Source organism: Leucobacter komagatae, assembly GCF_000834055.1.
Taxonomy (GTDB): domain Bacteria; phylum Actinomycetota; class Actinomycetes; order Actinomycetales; family Microbacteriaceae; genus Leucobacter; species Leucobacter komagatae_A.
In genome coordinates this window covers 94,162-112,027 of the sequence record NZ_JXSQ01000006.1, presented here as the reverse complement: position 1 = coordinate 112,027, position 17,866 = coordinate 94,162, and the positions used below count along the sequence as shown (strand labels likewise).

Annotated in this window: 19 protein-coding genes and 2 pseudogenes; 15 read left to right on the top strand and 6 right to left on the bottom strand. The window is 60.7% G+C overall.

The window, feature by feature from the left end; translation table 11 throughout:
• Window positions 1-127: 127 nt before the first annotated feature.
• On the bottom strand, window positions 128-1,204 hold the full coding sequence (locus SD72_RS06675; RefSeq protein WP_157000490.1) for a hypothetical protein: 1,077 nt from the start codon (window positions 1,202-1,204) through the stop codon (window positions 128-130).
• An 899-nt stretch (window positions 1,205-2,103) separates the two neighbouring features.
• On the opposite strand from SD72_RS06675, the gene SD72_RS06670 reads away from it, so the two are divergent.
• The 5 genes and pseudogenes from SD72_RS06670 (at window position 2,104) to SD72_RS17920 (ending at window position 4,228) form a co-directional block, all read left to right on the top strand.
• Entirely contained in the window at window positions 2,104-2,340 is a 237-nt protein-coding gene (locus SD72_RS06670; RefSeq protein WP_042543648.1) for a hypothetical protein, read from the top strand.
• Between the two features lie 70 nt (window positions 2,341-2,410).
• Window positions 2,411-2,892, top strand: a pseudogene (locus SD72_RS18180) (ATP-binding cassette domain-containing protein); the annotation flags it as partial.
• Window positions 2,878-3,408 carry an ATP-binding protein DrrA1-3 family domain-containing protein gene (locus tag SD72_RS06665; protein WP_232299671.1) on the top strand — a complete coding sequence of 177 codons (531 nt, stop codon included), beginning with the start codon at window positions 2,878-2,880 and terminating at the stop codon, window positions 3,406-3,408. The pseudogene SD72_RS18180 and the gene SD72_RS06665, both read left to right, overlap by 15 nt.
• Window positions 3,405-3,995, top strand: a complete 591-nt coding sequence (locus SD72_RS06660; protein WP_198141894.1) for an ABC transporter permease — start codon at window positions 3,405-3,407, stop codon at window positions 3,993-3,995. Before SD72_RS06665 ends, SD72_RS06660 begins: the two co-directional genes overlap by 4 nt.
• Window positions 3,992-4,228 carry a hypothetical protein gene (locus SD72_RS17920; protein WP_198141893.1) on the top strand — a complete coding sequence of 79 codons (237 nt, stop codon included), beginning with the start codon at window positions 3,992-3,994 and terminating at the stop codon, window positions 4,226-4,228. Before SD72_RS06660 ends, SD72_RS17920 begins: the two co-directional genes overlap by 4 nt.
• 30 nt (window positions 4,229-4,258) lie before the next feature.
• On the opposite strand, the gene SD72_RS06655 is transcribed toward SD72_RS17920, so the two are convergent.
• Window positions 4,259-4,624: a nuclear transport factor 2 family protein gene (locus tag SD72_RS06655; RefSeq protein ID WP_042543726.1), complete on the bottom strand. Its 366-nt coding sequence runs from the start codon at window positions 4,622-4,624 to the stop codon at window positions 4,259-4,261.
• A gap of 418 nt (window positions 4,625-5,042) precedes the next feature.
• Here SD72_RS06655 and SD72_RS06650 point away from each other — a divergent pair, with 418 nt between their 5' ends.
• From SD72_RS06650 to SD72_RS06640, 3 genes and pseudogenes are all read left to right on the top strand, one after another.
• Window positions 5,043-5,768: a DUF3800 domain-containing protein gene (locus SD72_RS06650; RefSeq protein ID WP_042543647.1), complete on the top strand. Its 726-nt coding sequence runs from the start codon at window positions 5,043-5,045 to the stop codon at window positions 5,766-5,768.
• A gap of 227 nt (window positions 5,769-5,995) precedes the next feature.
• A pseudogene (locus SD72_RS17915) lies at window positions 5,996-7,095 on the top strand (IS3-like element ISAar24 family transposase).
• A gap of 362 nt (window positions 7,096-7,457) precedes the next feature.
• Window positions 7,458-8,888: a P-loop ATPase, Sll1717 family gene (locus SD72_RS06640; RefSeq protein ID WP_042543646.1), complete on the top strand. Its 1,431-nt coding sequence runs from the start codon at window positions 7,458-7,460 to the stop codon at window positions 8,886-8,888.
• Window positions 8,889-9,582: 694 nt separating this feature from the next.
• On the opposite strand, the gene SD72_RS06635 is transcribed toward SD72_RS06640, so the two are convergent.
• Both SD72_RS06635 and SD72_RS06630 read right to left on the bottom strand, forming a co-directional pair.
• Window positions 9,583-9,996, bottom strand: a complete 414-nt coding sequence (locus SD72_RS06635; protein WP_042543645.1) for an SRPBCC family protein — start codon at window positions 9,994-9,996, stop codon at window positions 9,583-9,585.
• A complete protein-coding gene (locus SD72_RS06630; protein WP_042543644.1) occupies window positions 9,996-10,310 on the bottom strand; it encodes an ArsR/SmtB family transcription factor in 315 nt (104 codons plus the stop codon). Before SD72_RS06630 ends, SD72_RS06635 begins: the two co-directional genes overlap by 1 nt.
• Before the next feature lie 80 nt (window positions 10,311-10,390).
• Here SD72_RS06630 and SD72_RS06625 point away from each other — a divergent pair, with 80 nt between their 5' ends.
• The 3 genes from SD72_RS06625 (at window position 10,391) to SD72_RS06615 (ending at window position 12,588) form a co-directional block, all read left to right on the top strand.
• Complete coding sequence (locus SD72_RS06625; protein ID WP_042543643.1) at window positions 10,391-10,780, top strand: VOC family protein; 390 nt, start codon at window positions 10,391-10,393, stop codon at window positions 10,778-10,780.
• 63 nt (window positions 10,781-10,843) lie between these two features.
• A complete protein-coding gene (locus SD72_RS06620; protein ID WP_052492527.1) occupies window positions 10,844-11,785 on the top strand; it encodes an ABC transporter ATP-binding protein in 942 nt (313 codons plus the stop codon).
• Window positions 11,785-12,588, top strand: a complete 804-nt coding sequence (locus tag SD72_RS06615) for an ABC transporter permease (protein ID WP_052492526.1) — start codon at window positions 11,785-11,787, stop codon at window positions 12,586-12,588. Before SD72_RS06620 ends, SD72_RS06615 begins: the two co-directional genes overlap by 1 nt.
• Before the next feature lie 429 nt (window positions 12,589-13,017).
• On the opposite strand, the gene SD72_RS06610 is transcribed toward SD72_RS06615, so the two are convergent.
• Window positions 13,018-13,398, bottom strand: coding sequence for a VOC family protein (locus SD72_RS06610; RefSeq protein ID WP_042543642.1), 381 nt, complete (start codon window positions 13,396-13,398; stop codon window positions 13,018-13,020).
• A 1,450-nt stretch (window positions 13,399-14,848) separates the two neighbouring features.
• On the opposite strand from SD72_RS06610, the gene SD72_RS06600 reads away from it, so the two are divergent.
• Genes SD72_RS06600 through SD72_RS06590 form a run of 3 tightly spaced genes read left to right on the top strand, consistent with a single transcriptional unit; the run spans window position 14,849 to window position 16,564 of the window.
• Entirely contained in the window at window positions 14,849-15,301 is a 453-nt protein-coding gene (locus SD72_RS06600; protein WP_042543640.1) for a DUF6389 family protein, read from the top strand.
• Window positions 15,294-15,809, top strand: a complete 516-nt coding sequence (locus SD72_RS06595) for a hypothetical protein (RefSeq protein ID WP_198141892.1) — start codon at window positions 15,294-15,296, stop codon at window positions 15,807-15,809. The genes SD72_RS06600 and SD72_RS06595 overlap by 8 nt, the downstream gene beginning before the upstream one ends.
• Window positions 15,806-16,564: a pentapeptide repeat-containing protein gene (locus SD72_RS06590; protein ID WP_042543639.1), complete on the top strand. Its 759-nt coding sequence runs from the start codon at window positions 15,806-15,808 to the stop codon at window positions 16,562-16,564. The genes SD72_RS06595 and SD72_RS06590 overlap by 4 nt, the downstream gene beginning before the upstream one ends.
• Here the strand turns inward: SD72_RS06590 and SD72_RS06585 are convergent.
• Window positions 16,561-16,995 (bottom strand): hypothetical protein, encoded by a 435-nt coding sequence (locus tag SD72_RS06585; RefSeq protein WP_157000489.1) that lies wholly within the window; start codon window positions 16,993-16,995, stop codon window positions 16,561-16,563. The two genes, SD72_RS06590 and SD72_RS06585, sit on opposite strands and share 4 nt — an antisense overlap.
• A 179-nt stretch (window positions 16,996-17,174) precedes the next feature.
• Here SD72_RS06585 and SD72_RS06580 point away from each other — a divergent pair, with 179 nt between their 5' ends.
• Window positions 17,175-17,861, top strand: a complete 687-nt coding sequence (locus tag SD72_RS06580) for a hypothetical protein (RefSeq protein WP_042543637.1) — start codon at window positions 17,175-17,177, stop codon at window positions 17,859-17,861.
• The last annotated feature ends 5 nt before the right edge of the window (window positions 17,862-17,866 follow it).

The following is a 17,866-nucleotide window of genomic DNA, read 5'->3' as shown; positions in this document are numbered from 1 at the left end:
GGCGGTACATCACGTACCAGAACGCGTCTGCACCAGGAGGGCTGCGGCCTCTAACCTGCTTTGTTGCCGGCGAAAACAAGTTCGATAGGGAGAGATCTGGTCGGGGTGTTTGCAATGTCTCCCGGAATTAAGCGGTGGCGTCGTTCGTCTCGACAAGCAGAGCTGATGTACCGTCAGCAAGTCGAACGATGTCAGCTGCCAGCAGGTAGGTCCAGACGATGCATGTCTCAGCTTCGGCCGCCGTCACTTTGTCATGAACACCCTTGCTGGCGAGTGAATCGAGTGACTTCAATCGGTTGCCGAGAGCAGCCAGCGCATCTTGCATTACTTTGCCTTGGCCGTGCTTACCGATCGTCTCTTTAACGTACTGAATTAGCCGATTCCGGTAGAGGTCGTCGGACATGACGCGCCCGATCCCGGCATCGTCTGTGAGAGTCTCGCCAGTGGCCGGATAGACCGCATCCGCCAGTGCTTTGATCATCCGGCGGCAGGAGGTCAGAGCATGAGCAAGATCCTCGGGTTTACCGCTATATAGGCGGTCTTGAGCTGCGACAAACTTCTCGAGGGCGTCGGGAGCGATCTTCGCTAGCGCCGAATTGACGTAATCTTGTGCGCGCACGAATAGCGATGAGTCATGCTGGCCCGCATCGAGCTCGGCTTCGGTCGCGACCAGGAAGGCGTGTACTGATGATTTGATCCGCTCCAGCAGAATGCCGTTCTGTTGGATCAGGGGCAGCACCTTCGCCCTACTAGCGTCCATCGTCTGCGCCACGAAGTATGTGTCGATCTGCGTCAGGTTGTCGGGAACCTCTAGATTGTCATAGGTTTTGCGAACAAGGAGATCGTTTTGCTCGATCTGTCCCACTGAGGCGCTGTAAAGTCCCGTTTTACCGTCAGCCTCAACAGAGCGGTTCAGGCTCCAGCGAGTGAAGGCGTCCTCGCTCCTCCTGCTGCCCTCCTCGGCTCCGAGAAGAGTATCGATCTGGGCGCGAATCTGCAGCCCGCCCGGATCGGCATGATTCGCTAACTTGCTAGCCGTCATGTCAGTCAGCTCCCAATGCAGCCATAGCTGGTTAACCAGATCGCGACGAAGCGATGCGATGCGTAATGCGCGCCGCGTACTAGCAGAAACCGTATTGGTCGGCAGGTCGAACTCTTCGAGTGTCTGCTGAAGCAGGGTTCGAATTTCAGGGATCGACGACATGAGCTAAGGATAGTGCTGAACACTGACACGAGACGGTGGTCGGAGCCTGCGCATAGGTGGCAACGGAATGGCGATGACCGCGATGCGGACGTCACGCGCGATGCCACGACGTGACGTTCTCATTTGGACACTGTGCGCAGCCGAACAGGCCGGGGATCGAGACGCGCTGCTCGTCATGAATGGGCTGGGCGGAGGGCGTCCACGAACACGAGGATGGCCCGGGGTATCGTTGGCGTGTGGCCGACCCTGCAGCAGGCGGAAGCTCACGCAACTAATATCACTTCCCTGCTCAAGCCTGAGTGTTGAGAGTTAGCGAAGACCCGCTCATGAGCCCCGCGTAAATCCCAGATAGATCTGAGGAAGGCTACGACGAGCCGGGACCTGGTCGGGACCTTATGAAAGCGAACGGTGCAATCCATGATGTGAAATGAGGTATTCGGAGGGAGAGTGATGGCCGGATCATCAAGGAATACGCTGGAACCGTCTAGTTGGGGGTCAATGGTCGCAGGTGCAAATTCTGTCAGCCCGACCAATAAGTCTCGGAAACTATACGGTTTCCGGGACTTTTTCCGTTTGGCGAATGTTGACCTCGTCATCACAGGGTCATCATGTGCTCGTGGAATCGCGGGATGCTTGGCTCCGCCGCCTGGCTGGATTCGGTGCATGCCGGTCGCAGACAGACGCCGCAGGAGCGCGTGCGCACTTCCCTGACGTGCGCACAGCATCTGAGGCTCCAGTACATCCGCCGGGGAGGTCCGCTCTGGGGCCTGCCGCTCGTGTCGTACCGAGTCGGTGGAAGCTCGAATCGACCGCGGTCTATGCGGGAGAGCGTCGAGTGCGAGCGGGGAGCCGGTCAATTTTGGTTGACTTCCCCGCATTGGTCAATTACGGTTGACTTTATGGATCCTGAGCGACTCGCAGACCTCGTTCGCGCGACCGACGCTGGAGACCCGTTGAGCGGTCTCCAGGCAATGGTGAGCGTGCGCAAGGAGCTCGAGCGGCTCGAAGCGGTACACGTGCGACGTGCCCGGAACAACGGGGCAACGTGGGCCGAAATTGCCGCTTCGCTCGGCGTCTCAAAGCAGGCCATCCATAAGAAATACGGCGGCCGCGGCCCATTCGGTGGCCACAAGTAGCAGTACCCACACCGGGCCTCGTTCGACCACCGTGGGGATCACGGAGACCAGCTTCACGAGCCGTCGCCGGATGACCCCTATCCCAGAAGAGGGCTGCCTTGTGCTGCCCAATCGCAGCAGGGAGGGAACGATGAAGTTCATGATTCACGCAGAGGACCTCACGAAGTCCTATCGCGGCACCCGGGTCCTCGACCGGTTCACGCTGTATGTCGCGCCGGGAACCGTGTGCGGTCTGCTGGGCCCCAACGGCGCAGGCAAGACCACCGCGGTGAGGATCCTGGCAACGCTGATCCAAGCGGACTCCGGGAGCGCGCGGATCGCCGGGTGCGATCTCGCCACCGAGAGCGATCTGTGATGGGCTTCGTTGGCCAGAGCCCAGCGATCGACGAGTCGCTGACCGGTCGACAAAACCTCACCATGTTCGCGCAACTGAGCCACCTGAGACGCGCGCAAGCGAGGAACCGGAGCGAGGAACTGCTGGCCCGGTTCGGCCTGGCAGCGGTGGCCGACCGGGCAGCGAGCGGATACTCCGGAGGAATGCGACGCAGGCTTGATCTCGCCGTCGGCTTGATCCTCGCCCCACAACTGCTCTTTCTTGACGAACCCACGACCGGGCTCGATCCGAGAGCGCGCAGCGAAGTCTGGCAGGACATCAGGGCGCTGGTTGAAACCGGCACCACGGTGCTACTCACCACCCAATATCTCGACGAGGCGGATCACCTCGCCGATCAGATCTCGGTGCTCGAAGACGGACTGATTCTCGCCGAGGGCAGCCCCCGGGCGCTGAAAGATCAGGTCGGGGGAGACCGGGTCGAGGTGGTGATCCGCAACGGTGAAGACATCGGGCTCGCCGCGCAAGTGATGAAAGCGGTCAGCAGGTCCGAACCCGTCGTGGCTCCGGAGCTTCGCCGGGTTGCCGCCGCGGCACCGGATCGTCACCACACGCTCGAGGTCGTCATACGGGAGTTTGCTCGAGCGGAGATCGAAATCGACGACGTTGCCCTGCGGCAGCCCTCGCTCGACGACGTGTTCATGAGTCTCACCGGCAAGAACGGGGGCAAGCCATGAGCGCAGCAGTCGATGCCAGAAGTCATCAACCAGAGGCCCCGGTTCGCTGGGCGATCCGCGACAGCATGGTCATTACCCGGCGACACCTCACGCATCTTGCGCAACTCCCCGCGCAACTCATCGGCAATCTCGTGTTCCCGGTGTTGCTGGTGCTCATGTTCGGGTTCGTGTTCGGCAGCGCGATGACGATCCCTGGTGGAGGGAACTATCGTGCCTTCCTGATGCCTGGCATGTTTGTGATGGCGATGGTGCTCGCGATGGCACCGATCGTCCTATCCGTTGCAACGGATGGCACCAGGGGAGTGACCGACCGGTTTCGCACCCTGCCCATGTCACGGTTCGCCGTCGTCACCGGACGGAGCTTTGCGGATCTCGCTACCTCACTCCTCGACCTCCTCGTGCTGATCGTGTGCGGGCTGGCAATCGGTTGGCGCGCCAACGGTGCATGGTGGCAGACGCTCGGCGCGCTGGGGTGCTGCTGCTGTTGCGCTACGCCCTTGCCTGGGTGGGGATCTACCTCGGGCTGGTGCTGCGCTCACCGGAGCTTGCGGGTGTTGCGTTGGCCGGGATCTACCCGCTCGCGATGATCTCTAACACCTTCGTGGTCCCCGCTCAGATGCCGGCCTGGCTCGGGTGTGTGGCGGAATGGAATCCGCTGTCTGCAACGGTTACGGCGCTCCGGGAGCTCTTTGGAAACCCGGGGCTCGCGACGGGTTCCTCGTGGGCGAGCGAGCACGCGCTCGGTCTCGCGGTGGCGTGGCCCGTGCTGCTGATTGCGGTGTTCCTGCCGTTAGCAGTCGCCCGGTACCGGCGGGCATAGGGGCGGTGCGGATGCCGATAGTGGCGATCCCTAGCCGGGGATTGGGGTCTGCTGGTACAGCGCGATACGCCAGCGGCCGTCTTCGTGAACGTAGACCGTGGACATGAGCGCCCGGAAAGGGACGGTATCTCCTGTCCGCTGCGCTGAGCCCGTATAGGTGAGAATCGCGCTCGTGGAGGTGAGGGTGGTGAGCTTCGCGCCGGTAATTTCGTAGCTTTCCCACGGGGGCGCTGCGGCGAGCGAAGCGATGACCTCATCCCGGCCCAACGCTTGGCCGTGGGAGAGGATCATGATGCCGTCTCGCGTCATGGTGCGTCCGTAGAAGCTGCCGCCGTTGCCCGTGCACAGGGAGTGCCAGCCCTCGTGTTCGAGTGTGAGGAGATCGTTCAGGAACATCAGCGCGCCTTTCTGCTCTGAGATTCCGTCGAGCATAAGGGCTGCACCCGCTGGCCGGCTGGAATTGGACCGCCAGCGCGTTCGGGAATCTTGGGTGGTTAATCTGTCCACCGGACGTCGACCCGCACAGGCTCCGGCAATTTTGGGGTCCGGGGGAGGAAAGTGCGAGCCAGCACAGGTAAGCAACGCTCGATGATCGCACGACCATGCGCCCGTTTCAACATCTCTCACACGACACCTTCGTGCATTCCTTCAGCCCATGTCTCGCATTCCGGACTGTCACGTCTCGGGCAGAATTATTCCCCCTCAAACCGACTGATGCAAATTCCACACGCTTCTTGCCCGCGAGGCATGACCGCGCCACTCGTCGCCGCACGATCGGTGGCTGGGCTGCTGCGACAACTGAGAGAATTTCGGTATGGTCGAGTTGATATACATTGATGAAACTGGGTCAAGCGGCAAAGGCGCGAAAAACCAGCCGCTGCTCACCCTCGCTGCGGTGATCGTTCCCGAAACGCAAGTGCAGCCGTTGGCGGTGTCTCTCAAACAACTCGCGTCCAAACATCTTGGCGGGGTTCCGAAGAATTTCGAGTTTCATGGGGTTGAAGTTTGGGGTGGCGCAGGACATTGGAAGGATAAGACTCCTGAATGTCAGTTGGCGGCCTTCCGCGATGTGATAGACCTACTTGCAACCCATGAGATTCAGGTGGCTTACGCGAGCATTCACAAGTCACGCCTCCACAGGAAGTACAACGGAAGTGCTGACGCAAACTCCTATTTACTCGCGATGCAGTTTCTGCTAGAAAAGATCGAGAAGCGAGGCTCGTCCGAGCTTAAGATCGTGGTCGCTGATGAAGCTAAGGAACACCAATCAAGTGCGATCAAGCTGGTTTCGGACTTACAGAGCTATAACTTGGGCGTTGTGCCCGGAAGGAAGCTGGAGCGAGTCATCGACTCAGTGCATTTCGCTCGTTCTTCGGATAGCCCAGGTGTCCAGTTGGCGGATATGGTTGCCTTCGCGTTGCAACGTAAGCAATACAAGAAGGATTCGCACCCGAACGCCGTAACCGCACTAAACGGAATCTATGAGGCGATAATCTCCGCTCGGCTCACATATCGAGATGTTTGGCCCAGCGGGAGCTAGCGATCTGGTGAAGACGAGTCTTGAGCTGGATAGTTGAACAGAGAGAGTATCTCGCGCACCTGCCTGTACGACCGTATCTCTCATGTGGGTGGCTGAAGCACGTTAAGGCGACATACTAACCTGCCCAAAGGTTTGGTTTCTGCTCGGGGCGGCTAGCCAATCGCCTTCGTGAAACTCTCACCTACATGCCACGCTCGTAACTATCAGGGTTCCGCGCACGCGAGAAAATGCTCGTCTGCGACGACCGACAGTTCAAACACACCGCCCCCGATCGCGGCATCCACGAGGTGACCCCTCATACGTGGCTCCGGTAAGACGGTATCGATAATTGTTGCCCCCAGATCGACCTACCAGCGAAGGCGCGCAGCTGCGAGCAGTGCGCAGCCGAATGAGGCTGCTCGAGCAAGAACTCGAGATCATGAAACGGGCCTCGAAGTGGTTCTCTGAGGAGGAAAGCGGCGACCGAACAGGGCGCGCCGGGTAACCGACCATCTCGTCATTGAAAGGCTCGCCAGTCGAGACCCGCTGCTGATTCCTGGAGGTCTCCCGTTAGGGCTACCACCGATAACGGAAACGTCCCAAGAGTGTGCCACAGATGCGCAGGTAGTGGCTCCCGGGCCAGTTCCGTGAAATCCACGAGGCCTTCCGCTAACCGTACGGGTACAGTCCCATTCATGCTGAGATCACCATAGGAATGGAAACTCCATGTTCGGCCCGGCTAATCTCGGTGCCAATAACGAAGCGCGCGATGCACGGGCTTCCGCGCCTGACTCGGGTGAAGCGGCCCACAGGCGTGGCTACTGCTGACGATCTCTTGAGTCGAAGGTTCCAACGCTTGTCGCCGAACACGCTCTGTGCGATGGATATCACAGAGCATCCGACGCGAGAAAGGAAAGAGCTCTACACGCTGGTGCTTGACACGGCTAGCCAGGCGAGCGCGGGTTGGGCGATCGGTTCCAAACAGGAGTCGATTCTCGTGGTGAGTCCCCTCGATGTGATGCTCCGCGCGGGGAAACCGGCCCGAGGAAGAATCGTCCACGTCGACTATGGAATCCGTTTCACATCATGGGTATTCATCCAGAATGCTCATACTGCAGGTCGTCTAATCCTCTTTCTAAACTGTCGGCGATGCGCGCGAAAACGGACTGGGGGAATCCTTCGGGTCAGCGATGGGGATCGAGTTGCTGACCCGAAAGAAATGGCGGACTAGGACCGAGCTCCCAAACGCGATATTTGAGTGCATTGAGGTGATCTAAATCGCAGGAGAACGAACTCGTCCTTTCGCTATCAAACTCCCGCGGATTTCGGTCTTGCTCTAGCGAGGTAGTGGAGATCCGCCTGAAGCTATCGACCGAGATTGGAACCCAAGCTGTAGGTCACGTCAACCCGTCACCTAAACATTCATCAGACCCGGTTCAGCGACGGTCGCTAATTCCAGCGACCTAGCGATGTCCCGCGCTTTTCAGCTCAAGAAACAGATCAACCAGCCGCTCTTGGGTAAGTAACTGCCTTAGAGTCTCGTCGCGATCAATCCTGAAAATGCTCGCATAAGACCGGACAAGTACCAATCTTGAGTTCAGTTGAGTTGAGCTGAGCTGAGCTGCGCTGAGTGAAGTTGGGAACTGGCTCTGAACTGAGCGTAAACATTGTGCGGGAAGGAATCGCAACAAAGCAGCTATGCTTTGAACCATGAGCGACGCTGCGCCCCTGATTCTAGAAAAGATTGACTTCGGTCGGCTAGACGCTGAGCAGGACGAAAACCTGCTCGATTATTTTGTAGCGGGAGGCCAAGCCGACGCGGTTATGGGCGGTAAGTACCTGGTGGTGGGCCGAAAGGGGTCTGGGAAAACTGCTCTGTTCCGTTATGTTGAAGCGGAAGCAAAACACATAATCGTCCCAATGGACTTGAAAGACTATGCTTTTCAGGCTCATCCCAAGCTGACGGATGCTGGTGTGCCCGAGGCGTTTGCCTATACGACTTCTTGGCGCTTCTCTATCGGGATCGCTATGTTCTTAGAGCTTAGCAGGAGCCTGAAATGGTATTCGAAGACGCGTCGTCGGGGGTTTAAGATCCTGAAGAAGATTGGGGCGGGGCCTAACGGCGGGCCCCTTCGGGCAATTGCGCAATGGATTGGCCGGGTGCGGAAAATTGATCTTCCCTCCGTTCTTGACGTCGCGAGTCTTGGCGGTTTCGAACTAGACGATGAGGACAAGAGGTTCCTCGATGACTCATCGATGCAGCTTCTGATAGATCTTGAAGCTCTCTTGAAAGAAGCAAGTAAAAAGCATAAGATTACCGCTTTGATTGATCGGCTCGATGACGCTTGGGACGGTAGTGAAGAGTCACTGCGGCTGATTGGAGGCGCAGCCCGAGCAGCACGTCACTTCTCGGAGATAATTCCAAAACAAAGCCCGGCTCCTGTTGTTGTTTTCCTTCGTAGTGATCTCTGGGACCAGATGTCCTTTAATGACCAGAATAAGTTTGTGCAAGACACTGTCGAGTTGACCTGGGACGAAGATGAACTTGCCACTGTCGTGACAGAGCGATTCAAAACTGGCCGCACAGAGGAACGGGACCCCGAATTACCTGGGTCTTGGGGAGACGTGTTTACGGCTGATGAAATGCGCCAACGGTTCACCTCGAAAAGGTACGTCCTGAAACGCGCGCTTGGGCGACCGAGAGATGCGCTTGCGTTTGCCACATTCGCCCGGGACGTTGCTGTTGAAAAAGGTCACGGGATCATTGAGAAGGATGACATCTACGACGCGGAGTCCAAATACAGCAATCACATCGTTCGCGAGCTTCGGGACGAAATTGGGGAACACCTCGGCAACTTCTCCGTAGTTATAAACACCATTACTGCATTGGGTAAACGTAACTTCACGTTGGTCGAGTGGCAGGAGAGCGCTCTCAAAAGTGGCATGACTGATACTCAAGCGACCGATGCTCTGAACAAGTTGTTCGAAGCTTCGGCGGTAGGGTTGCGCCGTACCGGTGGTGGTGGCGGCGGATCGCAAACTCGCTTCCGCTACATGGACCGTTTTGTGAAGCCTGCTGAAGCGGGTGCTCTCCAGTTCCACCCTTCCCTCACCAGGGAACTTTCACTGACCGAAAAGTGATACGAAGTATCTCAGTGAACTACCTTGACGCTTCGCTGAAGAGTGGTTCGTCTTGAAAGCTGCGGAGCTGTTCGATGCCTGGCGGCTTTAGGAATTGATTCCTGTCGGTCGTTCTAAGTTTCTTGTCAGGGTGCTAGGGTGCCTCCCCCGTTGACAAGCCGTAACTGTCGGTACCCGGCCGGTTGAGCGACAACACGCGGCATCACGCGTGGCGGACACGAAACGACGTGCTGCGCTCTAAATAGGTGATGGACCTTGTTCCCTCGCGTGCCAAAGTAACCTGATACAACCCAAAGCAAGCAAGATTTCATCGGATCATGTATTTGAGTCGAGGTGTCGGAGGTCTAAGTCCGGTCAACACAAGCAGAAATGCAGGAAACTCGCGAGTTTCCTGCATTGTTTCCGTCAGGCAAACACGATCTGCTCATCACGGAGTCATGATTTACTTCCGTAATCGTGGGACCTCGGTTCATAGGCCTGGCTATATCGGCATTCTCGGAGCGGCCGTGAGAGCTGCGGTTGGTTTTGGCAGAGTACGCATAGCGATCGATTCCCTCGGCTAAGGAGTGCCAGCAAGTGCACTCCTTGGCCAAAGTGCTTGCGCGGTCGGCAACAAGTCTGCGGGTGGAGCCGGTCGGCAGGCACTTAGCAGGTAACGTCTACTTCGTCGCTCTGGGGCCAACGAGCGGTCGCCTCAGGCGGCCAAGTATCCAGCAAGACTGCGAAGCACCATGCTGCGCCAGCCGCCCGCCATTCCCTCGTAGGCCTGCCGCTGCAAGGGGTCGCTGGTGTCGAACCCGCGGTGCTCGATGAGGATCCGTGTTCCAGCGCCTTCCTGAACAAGTGACCACGTCACGATCGTGTCGAGCGGGCCGTTGCGCCAGGAGTAGCGCAAGCGCCGCGGTGCATCTACTTCAAGCACCGTGCAATATGTGACGCCCCACCGGCCAGTATCAAGAGTGAACTCGTGACCAACCTCGGGCTGAAAGTCGTTGCTCATGAACCACTGACCGAGCTCCCTAGCGTCGGTCAGGGCCGCCCATACTCGCGTCGCTTTGTGAGGAACGAACTCATCGACCTCAATAGTGCCTCGGTGGGACTCGGACATTACGGATTCTCGTCAAGATGCTTGCTGAGATCTTTCAGGGACTCTCGCCAGAAGCTCTCGTAGGGGCTGAGCCAGTCCGCGACCGGGCGAAGGGTCCTGGGATCGACGCTGTAGATGCGTTCGCGACCCTGTCGATCCTCGTTCACGAGCCCGGCGTCCTTGAGAACCTTCAGGTGTTCGGAGACGCTCGGGCGACGCATGTCGAAGTTCGAAGCAAGGGCGCTCACGGATCGCGGTTCAACCATGAGCAGGTCGAGCATTCGGCGGCGATGCTGGTTGGCCACTGCTGCGAATACATCATCGGGGGAGGGCATGGCGCAATCCTATCCGTAGGTGATAGCCTACGCGTAATGCGTAGGGAATCGCCTACGTAATCCGAAGGGAGATCCGACTCATGCTTACTGTTGTTCAAGTTGTTCACGTCCCAGTTTCCGACCAAGACCGCGCGAAGGATTTCTATGTCGACCGGCTGGGCCTCGTTGTCGTCGCCGATCTCGACATGGGCCCGCACGGTCGATGGCTTCAGGTCGCACCCGAAGGCGCGGCAACCTCGCTGGCGCTTATTCCCGACGAAGGGTCCTCGCCGCCCGCACCCGCGACGGTCGTATTCGAATCAACAGACATCGAAGCCGACGCGCAACTGTTCCGCACGCGAGGGGTTGACCTGCCCAACGCGATCGAGGAGATGCCCTGGGCGACGACGCTTCGCTTCGAAGACCCAGACGGCAACCAACTCGCACTCCAGTCGCAGATGGTTCCAGGCAACGAAGGGGCCGCAACGTGAGTAGCAGCAACGGGCTTCGCCAGTGGGCATTCCCTTACCGCGCTCGAAGTGGGCGGGTAACCGTTGAATGATAAGCACATCGTCCGCGCCAGGGATCTCGGCGTCAAGCTGTCCGGCTCAGCAATTCTCGACGGGCTAAATCTTGCTGTCCCGAGCGGCAAGATCACGGCACTTCTCGGAGCCAACGGGGCAGGGAAAACCACGTTGATTCGGGCTATAGCGACGCTGCAGCCGGTCTCAGCGGGAGCTCTCACTGTTGCGGGCTACGACGTTCAAAAGCAGTCACACAAGGCGCGGGGCGTTCTGGGCCTGGCCGGGCAGCACACGGCGTTGGTGAATGAACTGACTGGGATCGAGAACCTCCGACTCGTTGCGCGACTGGCGGGAGTGAGCCGACGAGGTCTTCAATCAGCCGTCAACCGAGTCGTGGGTGATTTCGGGCTGCGAGATTTCGTTCGTGGCCGAGTCGGAACTTACTCAGGTGGCCAGCGTCGACGACTCGACCTCGCCGCGACGCTTGTGAGCCGGCCCGCGCTCCTGCTGCTCGATGAACCCACTACCGGCCTTGACCCGAGGAGTCGGAGGGAACTGTGGCACTACGTTCAAGCGCTCCCCGGTAGCGACACATCGGTCGTGTTGACGACCCAGAACCTGGAGGAAGCACAAGCACTAGCCGATTGGGTCGCCGTGATCGACCGTGGCCGCATCATCAAGACGGGCACACCGGATGAGCTCAGGCGTGAATTGAACATCACCACTCTCGCTGTGATGACTCGGCGGGAACTCTCGCGAGATGCGGTCCTGTCAGTCGGATCGTCGCTTGGTGCCACAGTGACCCTCCACGATGGGGCTCGCTTCTCGCTCGCCGGCCGGTTCCAAGTCCAATCTGCCGTCGACGCTATCGGTGGGCAGGGTATTACCTCCCACGAGATCACCGAGTTCGCGCTCGCCCCTCCGAGCCTCGAGGAGGCGCTTCTCGCGACGAACCCAAAGGAGTCGATCTGATGACCAACCAGGAACTCCGGGCCGTCACGCTACGCACCGTGGGAGCGGGGGCGGGCACGGTCACCGCAGCCGTCGCGGCAAAGATCCTCCGGTCTTTCTTTCGCGATCCGCAAGTTGCACTCCCGACACTCTTGCAGGGGGTCCTCTTCTTCTTACTCTTTCGGTACGTGTTTGCCGGGGCGATCAGCTCCGGATCCCTCGAGTACGTCGACTATTTGACGCCCGGTATCGTCGTGGCCGCCATTCTCTTTGGATCGACCCAGGCCGCTCTGACGGTCGCGCAGGAGAACGCTCAGGGGTTTGCAGATCGCATGCTCTCAATGCCGATAAGCCGGATGGGGATCACGATCGGTCGGGTCGTGGCGCACGGCGCAATTGCATTCGCGGGTGCGATGACGACGCTCGCAGTGGCCTTCCTGACAGGCTTTCGCACGCAAGCCTCCGTGGTCCCATTGCTCGGTGCGGCCATGCTGCTGTTTCTCTATGCTGGCGCGTTCGCCGCCCTGTTTATTGCGCTAGGGTCGATGGCTTCGACACCAGAGGCGGCGCAGAGCCTCGCGTTTATTGCGATCCCACTGACGCTGGTATCAAGTGCGCTCGTTCCCACTGAGACGATGCCAAACTGGCTTGCCCGCATCGCGGAGTATCAGCCATTGACGCCCATGATCGACCTGCTCCGGCAGCTCACACAGCGCGGCGTCTCCGGAGTAGACCAGCTCTCGTTGACGGCCTCCCTTGCGTGGGCTCTGGTTTTGGCTGCTGGATCCATCGCGTTGGCGACGGCGCGGCTGCGCCGGCTGTGAAGCAGGAGGGGAGGGTTCTCGTTCACGGGACTTTGGCGGGGCGCAGGAGGGGGCTCGGGGGAGTGATGTCTAGATGCCCTCGACTGGCTGACCAGGTTGGAAGCCAAGCGCAAGCGCACATCGACCTGTCGCCTCCACGCGTATCAGGCCCAGGTCGTGGAGCTTTGTCGTGACGTGTGCGGCGGTCAGGCAGGGTCGCCGGGCGTTGCCGTGCGTGCAGAGCAGGATCAGTAGTGGCAGCAGGTTGCTCAGCAGCGGCGGCGGATCGGCGGCCGTTTCAAACCCTCCAGCCTCGCTGCAATCTGCGCAGGGACGGGCCCAAGCGTCTCGCTTCGCCTAGTGGCGGGGCTTTTAGCTCACTTCCAAGTAGCTCAACGGGCGCTGCACACCGGAGGTTTCGGCCCAGGCGGGACCGGATCGCCTTGCGGGCTAATCCTCTTCACTTCGGGGCTCTAGCGCGAAATGGTTTCCCTGCCCATCGGTGAACATTGACCAGCGACCGAACGGAAGGTCGACCGGTTCCTGCACGAACTCCACACCGCGGGAAGAGAGGTCGCGGTAGGTTGCGTCGAGGTCGTCGCAGGCCAGGAAGACGGGCGTGTTTGGCTGTCCCCCGGGGGCCTCGGGTGCGGCTCCATCTCGGGGCTCCAGCACGATCACGACACCATCAGGCAATCGCACTTCCACCCAGCGATTCTCGCCGTACGATTCGTCCTGAACGAGCTCGGCCCCCAACTTGTCGGTCCAGAAGTCTTTCGCCTTGCTCTGATCGGCCACGCCGACCCTTATTGTCTTCGCTCCAGTGATCATCCTTCGCTCCTTTCGATGGGTGCTTCGTCTGTTGCGGTCCAAGCTGCCGCATGTGTGTCCTGCTTCGCCGGGCGCGTCCCTCGACGGGCACTCGATGGGTGGAGCATCGCTGGAGTTACTACTACTCCCACAGCTATGGGCCCGTTAGCGTCAAGGCTACATTCGTAGCTTATCTAGGTTTGTTGGGAACGAATACCGCCGAGGGCTCTTCACCGAAACTCGGCCACCACACACCAGCGCCGTGACGGCGGAAGTCATGAACGACACCTCAGGGGCGGATCGAGAAACGGAAATCTCAAGCGAGAGATCTGCTGGACGCCGGGGAGTGCGTAGGGACGATGCTTATGGCCGAGTCGGACAAGATCGAGTCGATCACGCGGCTCGGCAAGAAGCGACAACCCGACGACGATGCAATTCAGATGTCTAGCAGAGGAGAAAATACGGAATACTGGGTCGTCCCACCTGGCAAGCGGCCAAACCGGCGTTCTAAGGGTCCAGTATCAAGTGCTCGGTGGTAGAGGAAGGTGGCGCACTGTGCTGCAGGCAGGTAGCCGCAACGAAAGGCCAACGATCGTGCCGACACAGCGATCGCTCTGTCCGCGGTTGTGGTTGGTGCCAGGCCCCGAGGAGACTGGGGCGCAGCGAGCCGAGAACTTCAAGAAGGTGATCCGTGAACACGGTAGATAGCGCCATCAAACGCCCCCATTTCATGAACCCCGCGTACCTTCTGCTGTACGGAGTGTGCGTCGCCTCGGCACCCGTAGTAGCCCAATTCATCATCATGGCCGCTCAGTCGTCTGATCACTTCTTTTGGGGTATCGGATCTGGGATTCTGATGTGGGGCAGCGTTTCGGCGGGCTTCGTGCTCAGTCTTGTTTGCCTTGGGCTCTGGATGACTAAGCGATCCCCTCTGCGTTCCGGAGGAGCCTATTCACGAGCCGCAATCGTGGGCGTGATTGTCGGATTGCTTGGGGCGTACCCGATTGGCTTTCTGGCCTTCTCCACTACGCTGGCGAGCAGCTTGGGCGTGGGGAGACCATTGGGTGTCCTTCTCACCGGGGTCTATCTGGCACTCATGTTTGGTGGATACATGCTGTGTTGGGAGCGTCGCGAGGCTCGGCGTCTGATGCGCGCGTAGGTGACGTGCCGACCTCAACGTAAGTTCGGCACGATCACCCGTACTGCGCTGCAGATGCGAGACGGCCGCTGGCAGCGATCGAGACACATCCACTCCTTGAGAGGCGCCGGTACGTGCTGACCCTCGCCGCGGGCAGTGTCTCGTGGACCGGCGGACGTGAGGTGTCGGGGGTGTTGCGTGCCGGCTTCGGCATTGAAGACGAGGATGTCGTCTATCCGAACATGGCGATGCGGGTGATCGTTCACGATCATCGCCGCTCGCCCCTCGCTCGCCCCTCTCGCACCCCGAAAGCCCTCTCGATACACTGCTTCCGTGGAAACTACCGAGTATCGCAATGCACTCAGAGCCGTGCTCGATGCGGCCTCTCAGCCCACGGCCGACCGGCTCTCCGCGATCCACCGCGCAGCGGCCGTCGGCGCGGACAGTGCGGACGGCGTGCTCATCGACGTGTTTCTCGATCAGGATGCCGAGGGTCCGTTCGGTGTGTGGGCGCGTTTCGAGGGCGCTGACGCGTTCTCCCTGGATCGGCAACTCGGCGATGATCGGGAACTCTTCGGAGCGATCTGGGGCGAGGAGGGTTGGGAGCCCGCGGTTCCCGCGCGTCCCCAGGGGTGGTCTCGCGAGCGCTTGTTGGACGTCATCGTCGAGGTCGTGGCCGAGTGGATCGCCCCGCTCATCCCGCCGGGAGCGCCCGATCTGCGCTGGGAGGTCGTGACGCCAGACGGGGCGACAGACCCGATCCCCGTGGGGCCTCGCGATGACTGATCCCATTGGCAGCGACAGCCAGCAGGAACAGGGCAGCGCGGAACGCGACAGCGAACCGAACGGGCGGATCACGTTCCGCACCGTGTGGGGCGGCCCATCCCCGCAGGCCGGCTACATCGAGGAGCTCGCGCGGATCAAACGGGGCCTGCGCACTGTGGGGTTCTCGTATCACTTCGACCTCTTCCTGATGGTCGGAGGCGACATCACGCCGGCGCCCGGGCCGTCCGGGTTGCGAACACCGCGGGTGTTTCTCTCGCGACGCACGGTGACGGGAGAGATCCGGATCAGCAAAGACGAAGTCGAAGTCGCCGCCGACCCGATCGCCTTCCTCCGGCTAACGATCCACACGGCAATCGCCGACCTCATGACTCGCATCGCTACTCGTGACCCCGCGTTCGACGCGGACGAAGAACGAGGGAAGATCGCGTTCCTCATCGAGGAAGCGGCCACCCCCGACACCCCCGCGGATCCGGAGGCGACGACCGCGACCCCGATGGCCGGAAAGTGAATGCGCCCGGCGCTGCTGCGCTGTCGCGCCGGTGGACGCCTGACCGGTTGGCTGCGCTGCGGGAGCAGATCCTTGAGCAGGCGCGCATCGTGAAGGGTCCGCATCGGTTCGACACCGACTGGGCGACAACGAAGGACGGCCTGCTCGATCTCCGCGGCGTGAAGGCGGGGCGGGACGGGCTGCAGTTCCGGTTCCTCACGCTAGCCGGCGCGGATTTCCGCCATGCCCGAGGCCGGCTGTTGTTCTTCGAATCTGACCTCTCGGACTGCCTGTTCGATTCCGCATCGTTGACCGGGCAGCCCAGGTTCGACCGCAGCTTCGTGCGGTGCAGCTTCCGTGATGCATCGTTGAAGGGGCTGGCGATCGGTACGCGGGTCGCCGCGTGCGATTTCACGGGGGCGGATCTGCGAAGCCTCAGGTCGTTGCCGAACACTCGGTTCGAGGGCTGCAGGTTCGATGTCACCGACCTCAGCGGGGCAGCATTCTCGGACACCACCTTCACGGACTGCACGTTCGTGGATGCCGCATTCTCCGCAGATACGAGCTTTACTCGGTGCGCTTTTGTGAACACGCCCGTCGCGTTTGGGCTCGCCCGCGTCACCCGCTCCCGGCGGGACGGCGACCCACTGCCTGACCAATGGGACGGGGAGGATCAGATCGACGCCGCGCGCGAGGCGTACGCGCACCGCTACGCGCGTGCCGCCGCTGCTGGGCGTGCGGACGATCTACCGTTGGACCCGGCTCCCGCGAGTTAGCGGCTGAGCATGGTGTCGGGAGCGGCATCGAAAAGGAGCCTCTCGACGATGGGCTCCTGCGCTTCCGGGCGCGAGGAGATGTGCCGCAAAAGCTCATCGAAGTGGGAGAACACGACGGACGCCTCTTCAAACTCCGGCTCCGCTCCGTGAACGACTGCGCCATCCTCTCGCACCGCCAAGTACTCGTATCCGTGGCGCACCGAAAGCAAGATGGGGAAGTGGCGCTTCCAAAAACTGGAGACCGCCGCGGTCTCATCGTCCGTCGACGCAGCCTGCAAGCTCAGCTGTTCGAGTTCGTTCCATTTGAACGCGCTGTCGGGTTTGGGTGAGTAGTCCTCGCGAGCCAAGAACCACACCGTGTCGTCTGCATTCGAAAGGAGCGAGAACGAGGACACCCAGCGGATCACCGATTCAGGTGCAGTCCGTAACACGGCGGGGAGCGACTCCTTCGTTGGTAGAGGCGGCTCGAAAACCCACCCTGCCTCCTGCAGGCAAATGGTTGCACTTCGGTGAAGCTCCGTCATGCTCCAAGGGTATCGACCGGCCGAACGAAGCCAACCGTGCAGGCGGCCGCGCCAGCGCTGGCCCTGGCGTGCAAGATAATGGGGGAGTGACAGTGCATCAGGAGGTCGTGACCTACGACGGGTTGCCTGCGTCGGCGGGCGGTGCGCACTCCCTGCGCACGAAGAACCCTCGCAAGGCGTACGAGAGCGTGCAGGCCTTCCTCGACGCCGCAGTGGTGACCGTCGGCGCCCCCGAGCTGTCCTTCCAGCTCTGGGCGGGAGGCCCACCCGACATCGCAGACCGCTTCGAAGCGTTCGCGACGGAGCACTTTGGCGGGCCGCAGGGCAGGCAGCGCACGCACACAGGATGGCGTGTGCTCCCCGAGCACGTCGATGCCACGCTCGACGCCCTGAGCAGTGCCGATTCGCGAGCCGTGACCGGCCACGGGCATCCGCTCGCCTCACTGGTCTGGAGCGCGCGGGTGGCCCCGGTCGACCCCGCGGCGGGAACCCCATATGCGGGGATCGATGCCGACGCCTTCGGTCGCTTCGCCGTGGACGGCTACGGGCGCCTGCTCGGTGCTTCTGGGGTGCGCGCGACGTTCGGCACGACCGCCTCCTCGCTCTCGCTCTGGCTCACGTTCCCCGCCGACGATCGGCTGCGTGCCGCAGCTGTGCACGTACAGGAGCATTTGCCCTTCCGGCTGTCGACAAAGCACTGGCGCAGGTGGGGTGCAACCAAGGACGGGCAGTCCTTCCGGGCGACCAAGATCACGTCACCCTTGGCGTCCTGACCGCG

Excerpts from the sequence above, each read along its gene's own strand:
- SD72_RS06675 (WP_157000490.1), bottom strand. The coding sequence starts at position 1,204 with ATGTCGTCGATCCCTGAAATTCGAACCCTGCTTCAGCAGACACTCGAA.
- SD72_RS06670 (WP_042543648.1), top strand. The coding sequence starts at position 2,104 with ATGGATCCTGAGCGACTCGCAGACCTCGTTCGCGCGACCGACGCTGGA.
- SD72_RS06665 (WP_232299671.1), top strand. The coding sequence starts at position 2,878 with ATGCGACGCAGGCTTGATCTCGCCGTCGGCTTGATCCTCGCCCCACAA.
- SD72_RS06660 (WP_198141894.1), top strand. The coding sequence starts at position 3,405 with ATGAGCGCAGCAGTCGATGCCAGAAGTCATCAACCAGAGGCCCCGGTT.
- SD72_RS17920 (WP_198141893.1), top strand. The coding sequence starts at position 3,992 with ATGATCTCTAACACCTTCGTGGTCCCCGCTCAGATGCCGGCCTGGCTC.
- SD72_RS06655 (WP_042543726.1), bottom strand. The coding sequence starts at position 4,624 with ATGTTCCTGAACGATCTCCTCACACTCGAACACGAGGGCTGGCACTCC.
- SD72_RS06650 (WP_042543647.1), top strand. The coding sequence starts at position 5,043 with ATGGTCGAGTTGATATACATTGATGAAACTGGGTCAAGCGGCAAAGGC.
- SD72_RS06640 (WP_042543646.1), top strand. The coding sequence starts at position 7,458 with ATGAGCGACGCTGCGCCCCTGATTCTAGAAAAGATTGACTTCGGTCGG.
- SD72_RS06635 (WP_042543645.1), bottom strand. The coding sequence starts at position 9,996 with ATGTCCGAGTCCCACCGAGGCACTATTGAGGTCGATGAGTTCGTTCCT.
- SD72_RS06630 (WP_042543644.1), bottom strand. The coding sequence starts at position 10,310 with ATGCCCTCCCCCGATGATGTATTCGCAGCAGTGGCCAACCAGCATCGC.
- SD72_RS06625 (WP_042543643.1), top strand. The coding sequence starts at position 10,391 with ATGCTTACTGTTGTTCAAGTTGTTCACGTCCCAGTTTCCGACCAAGAC.
- SD72_RS06615 (WP_052492526.1), top strand. The coding sequence starts at position 11,785 with ATGACCAACCAGGAACTCCGGGCCGTCACGCTACGCACCGTGGGAGCG.
- SD72_RS06610 (WP_042543642.1), bottom strand. The coding sequence starts at position 13,398 with ATGATCACTGGAGCGAAGACAATAAGGGTCGGCGTGGCCGATCAGAGC.
- SD72_RS06595 (WP_198141892.1), top strand. The coding sequence starts at position 15,294 with ATGACTGATCCCATTGGCAGCGACAGCCAGCAGGAACAGGGCAGCGCG.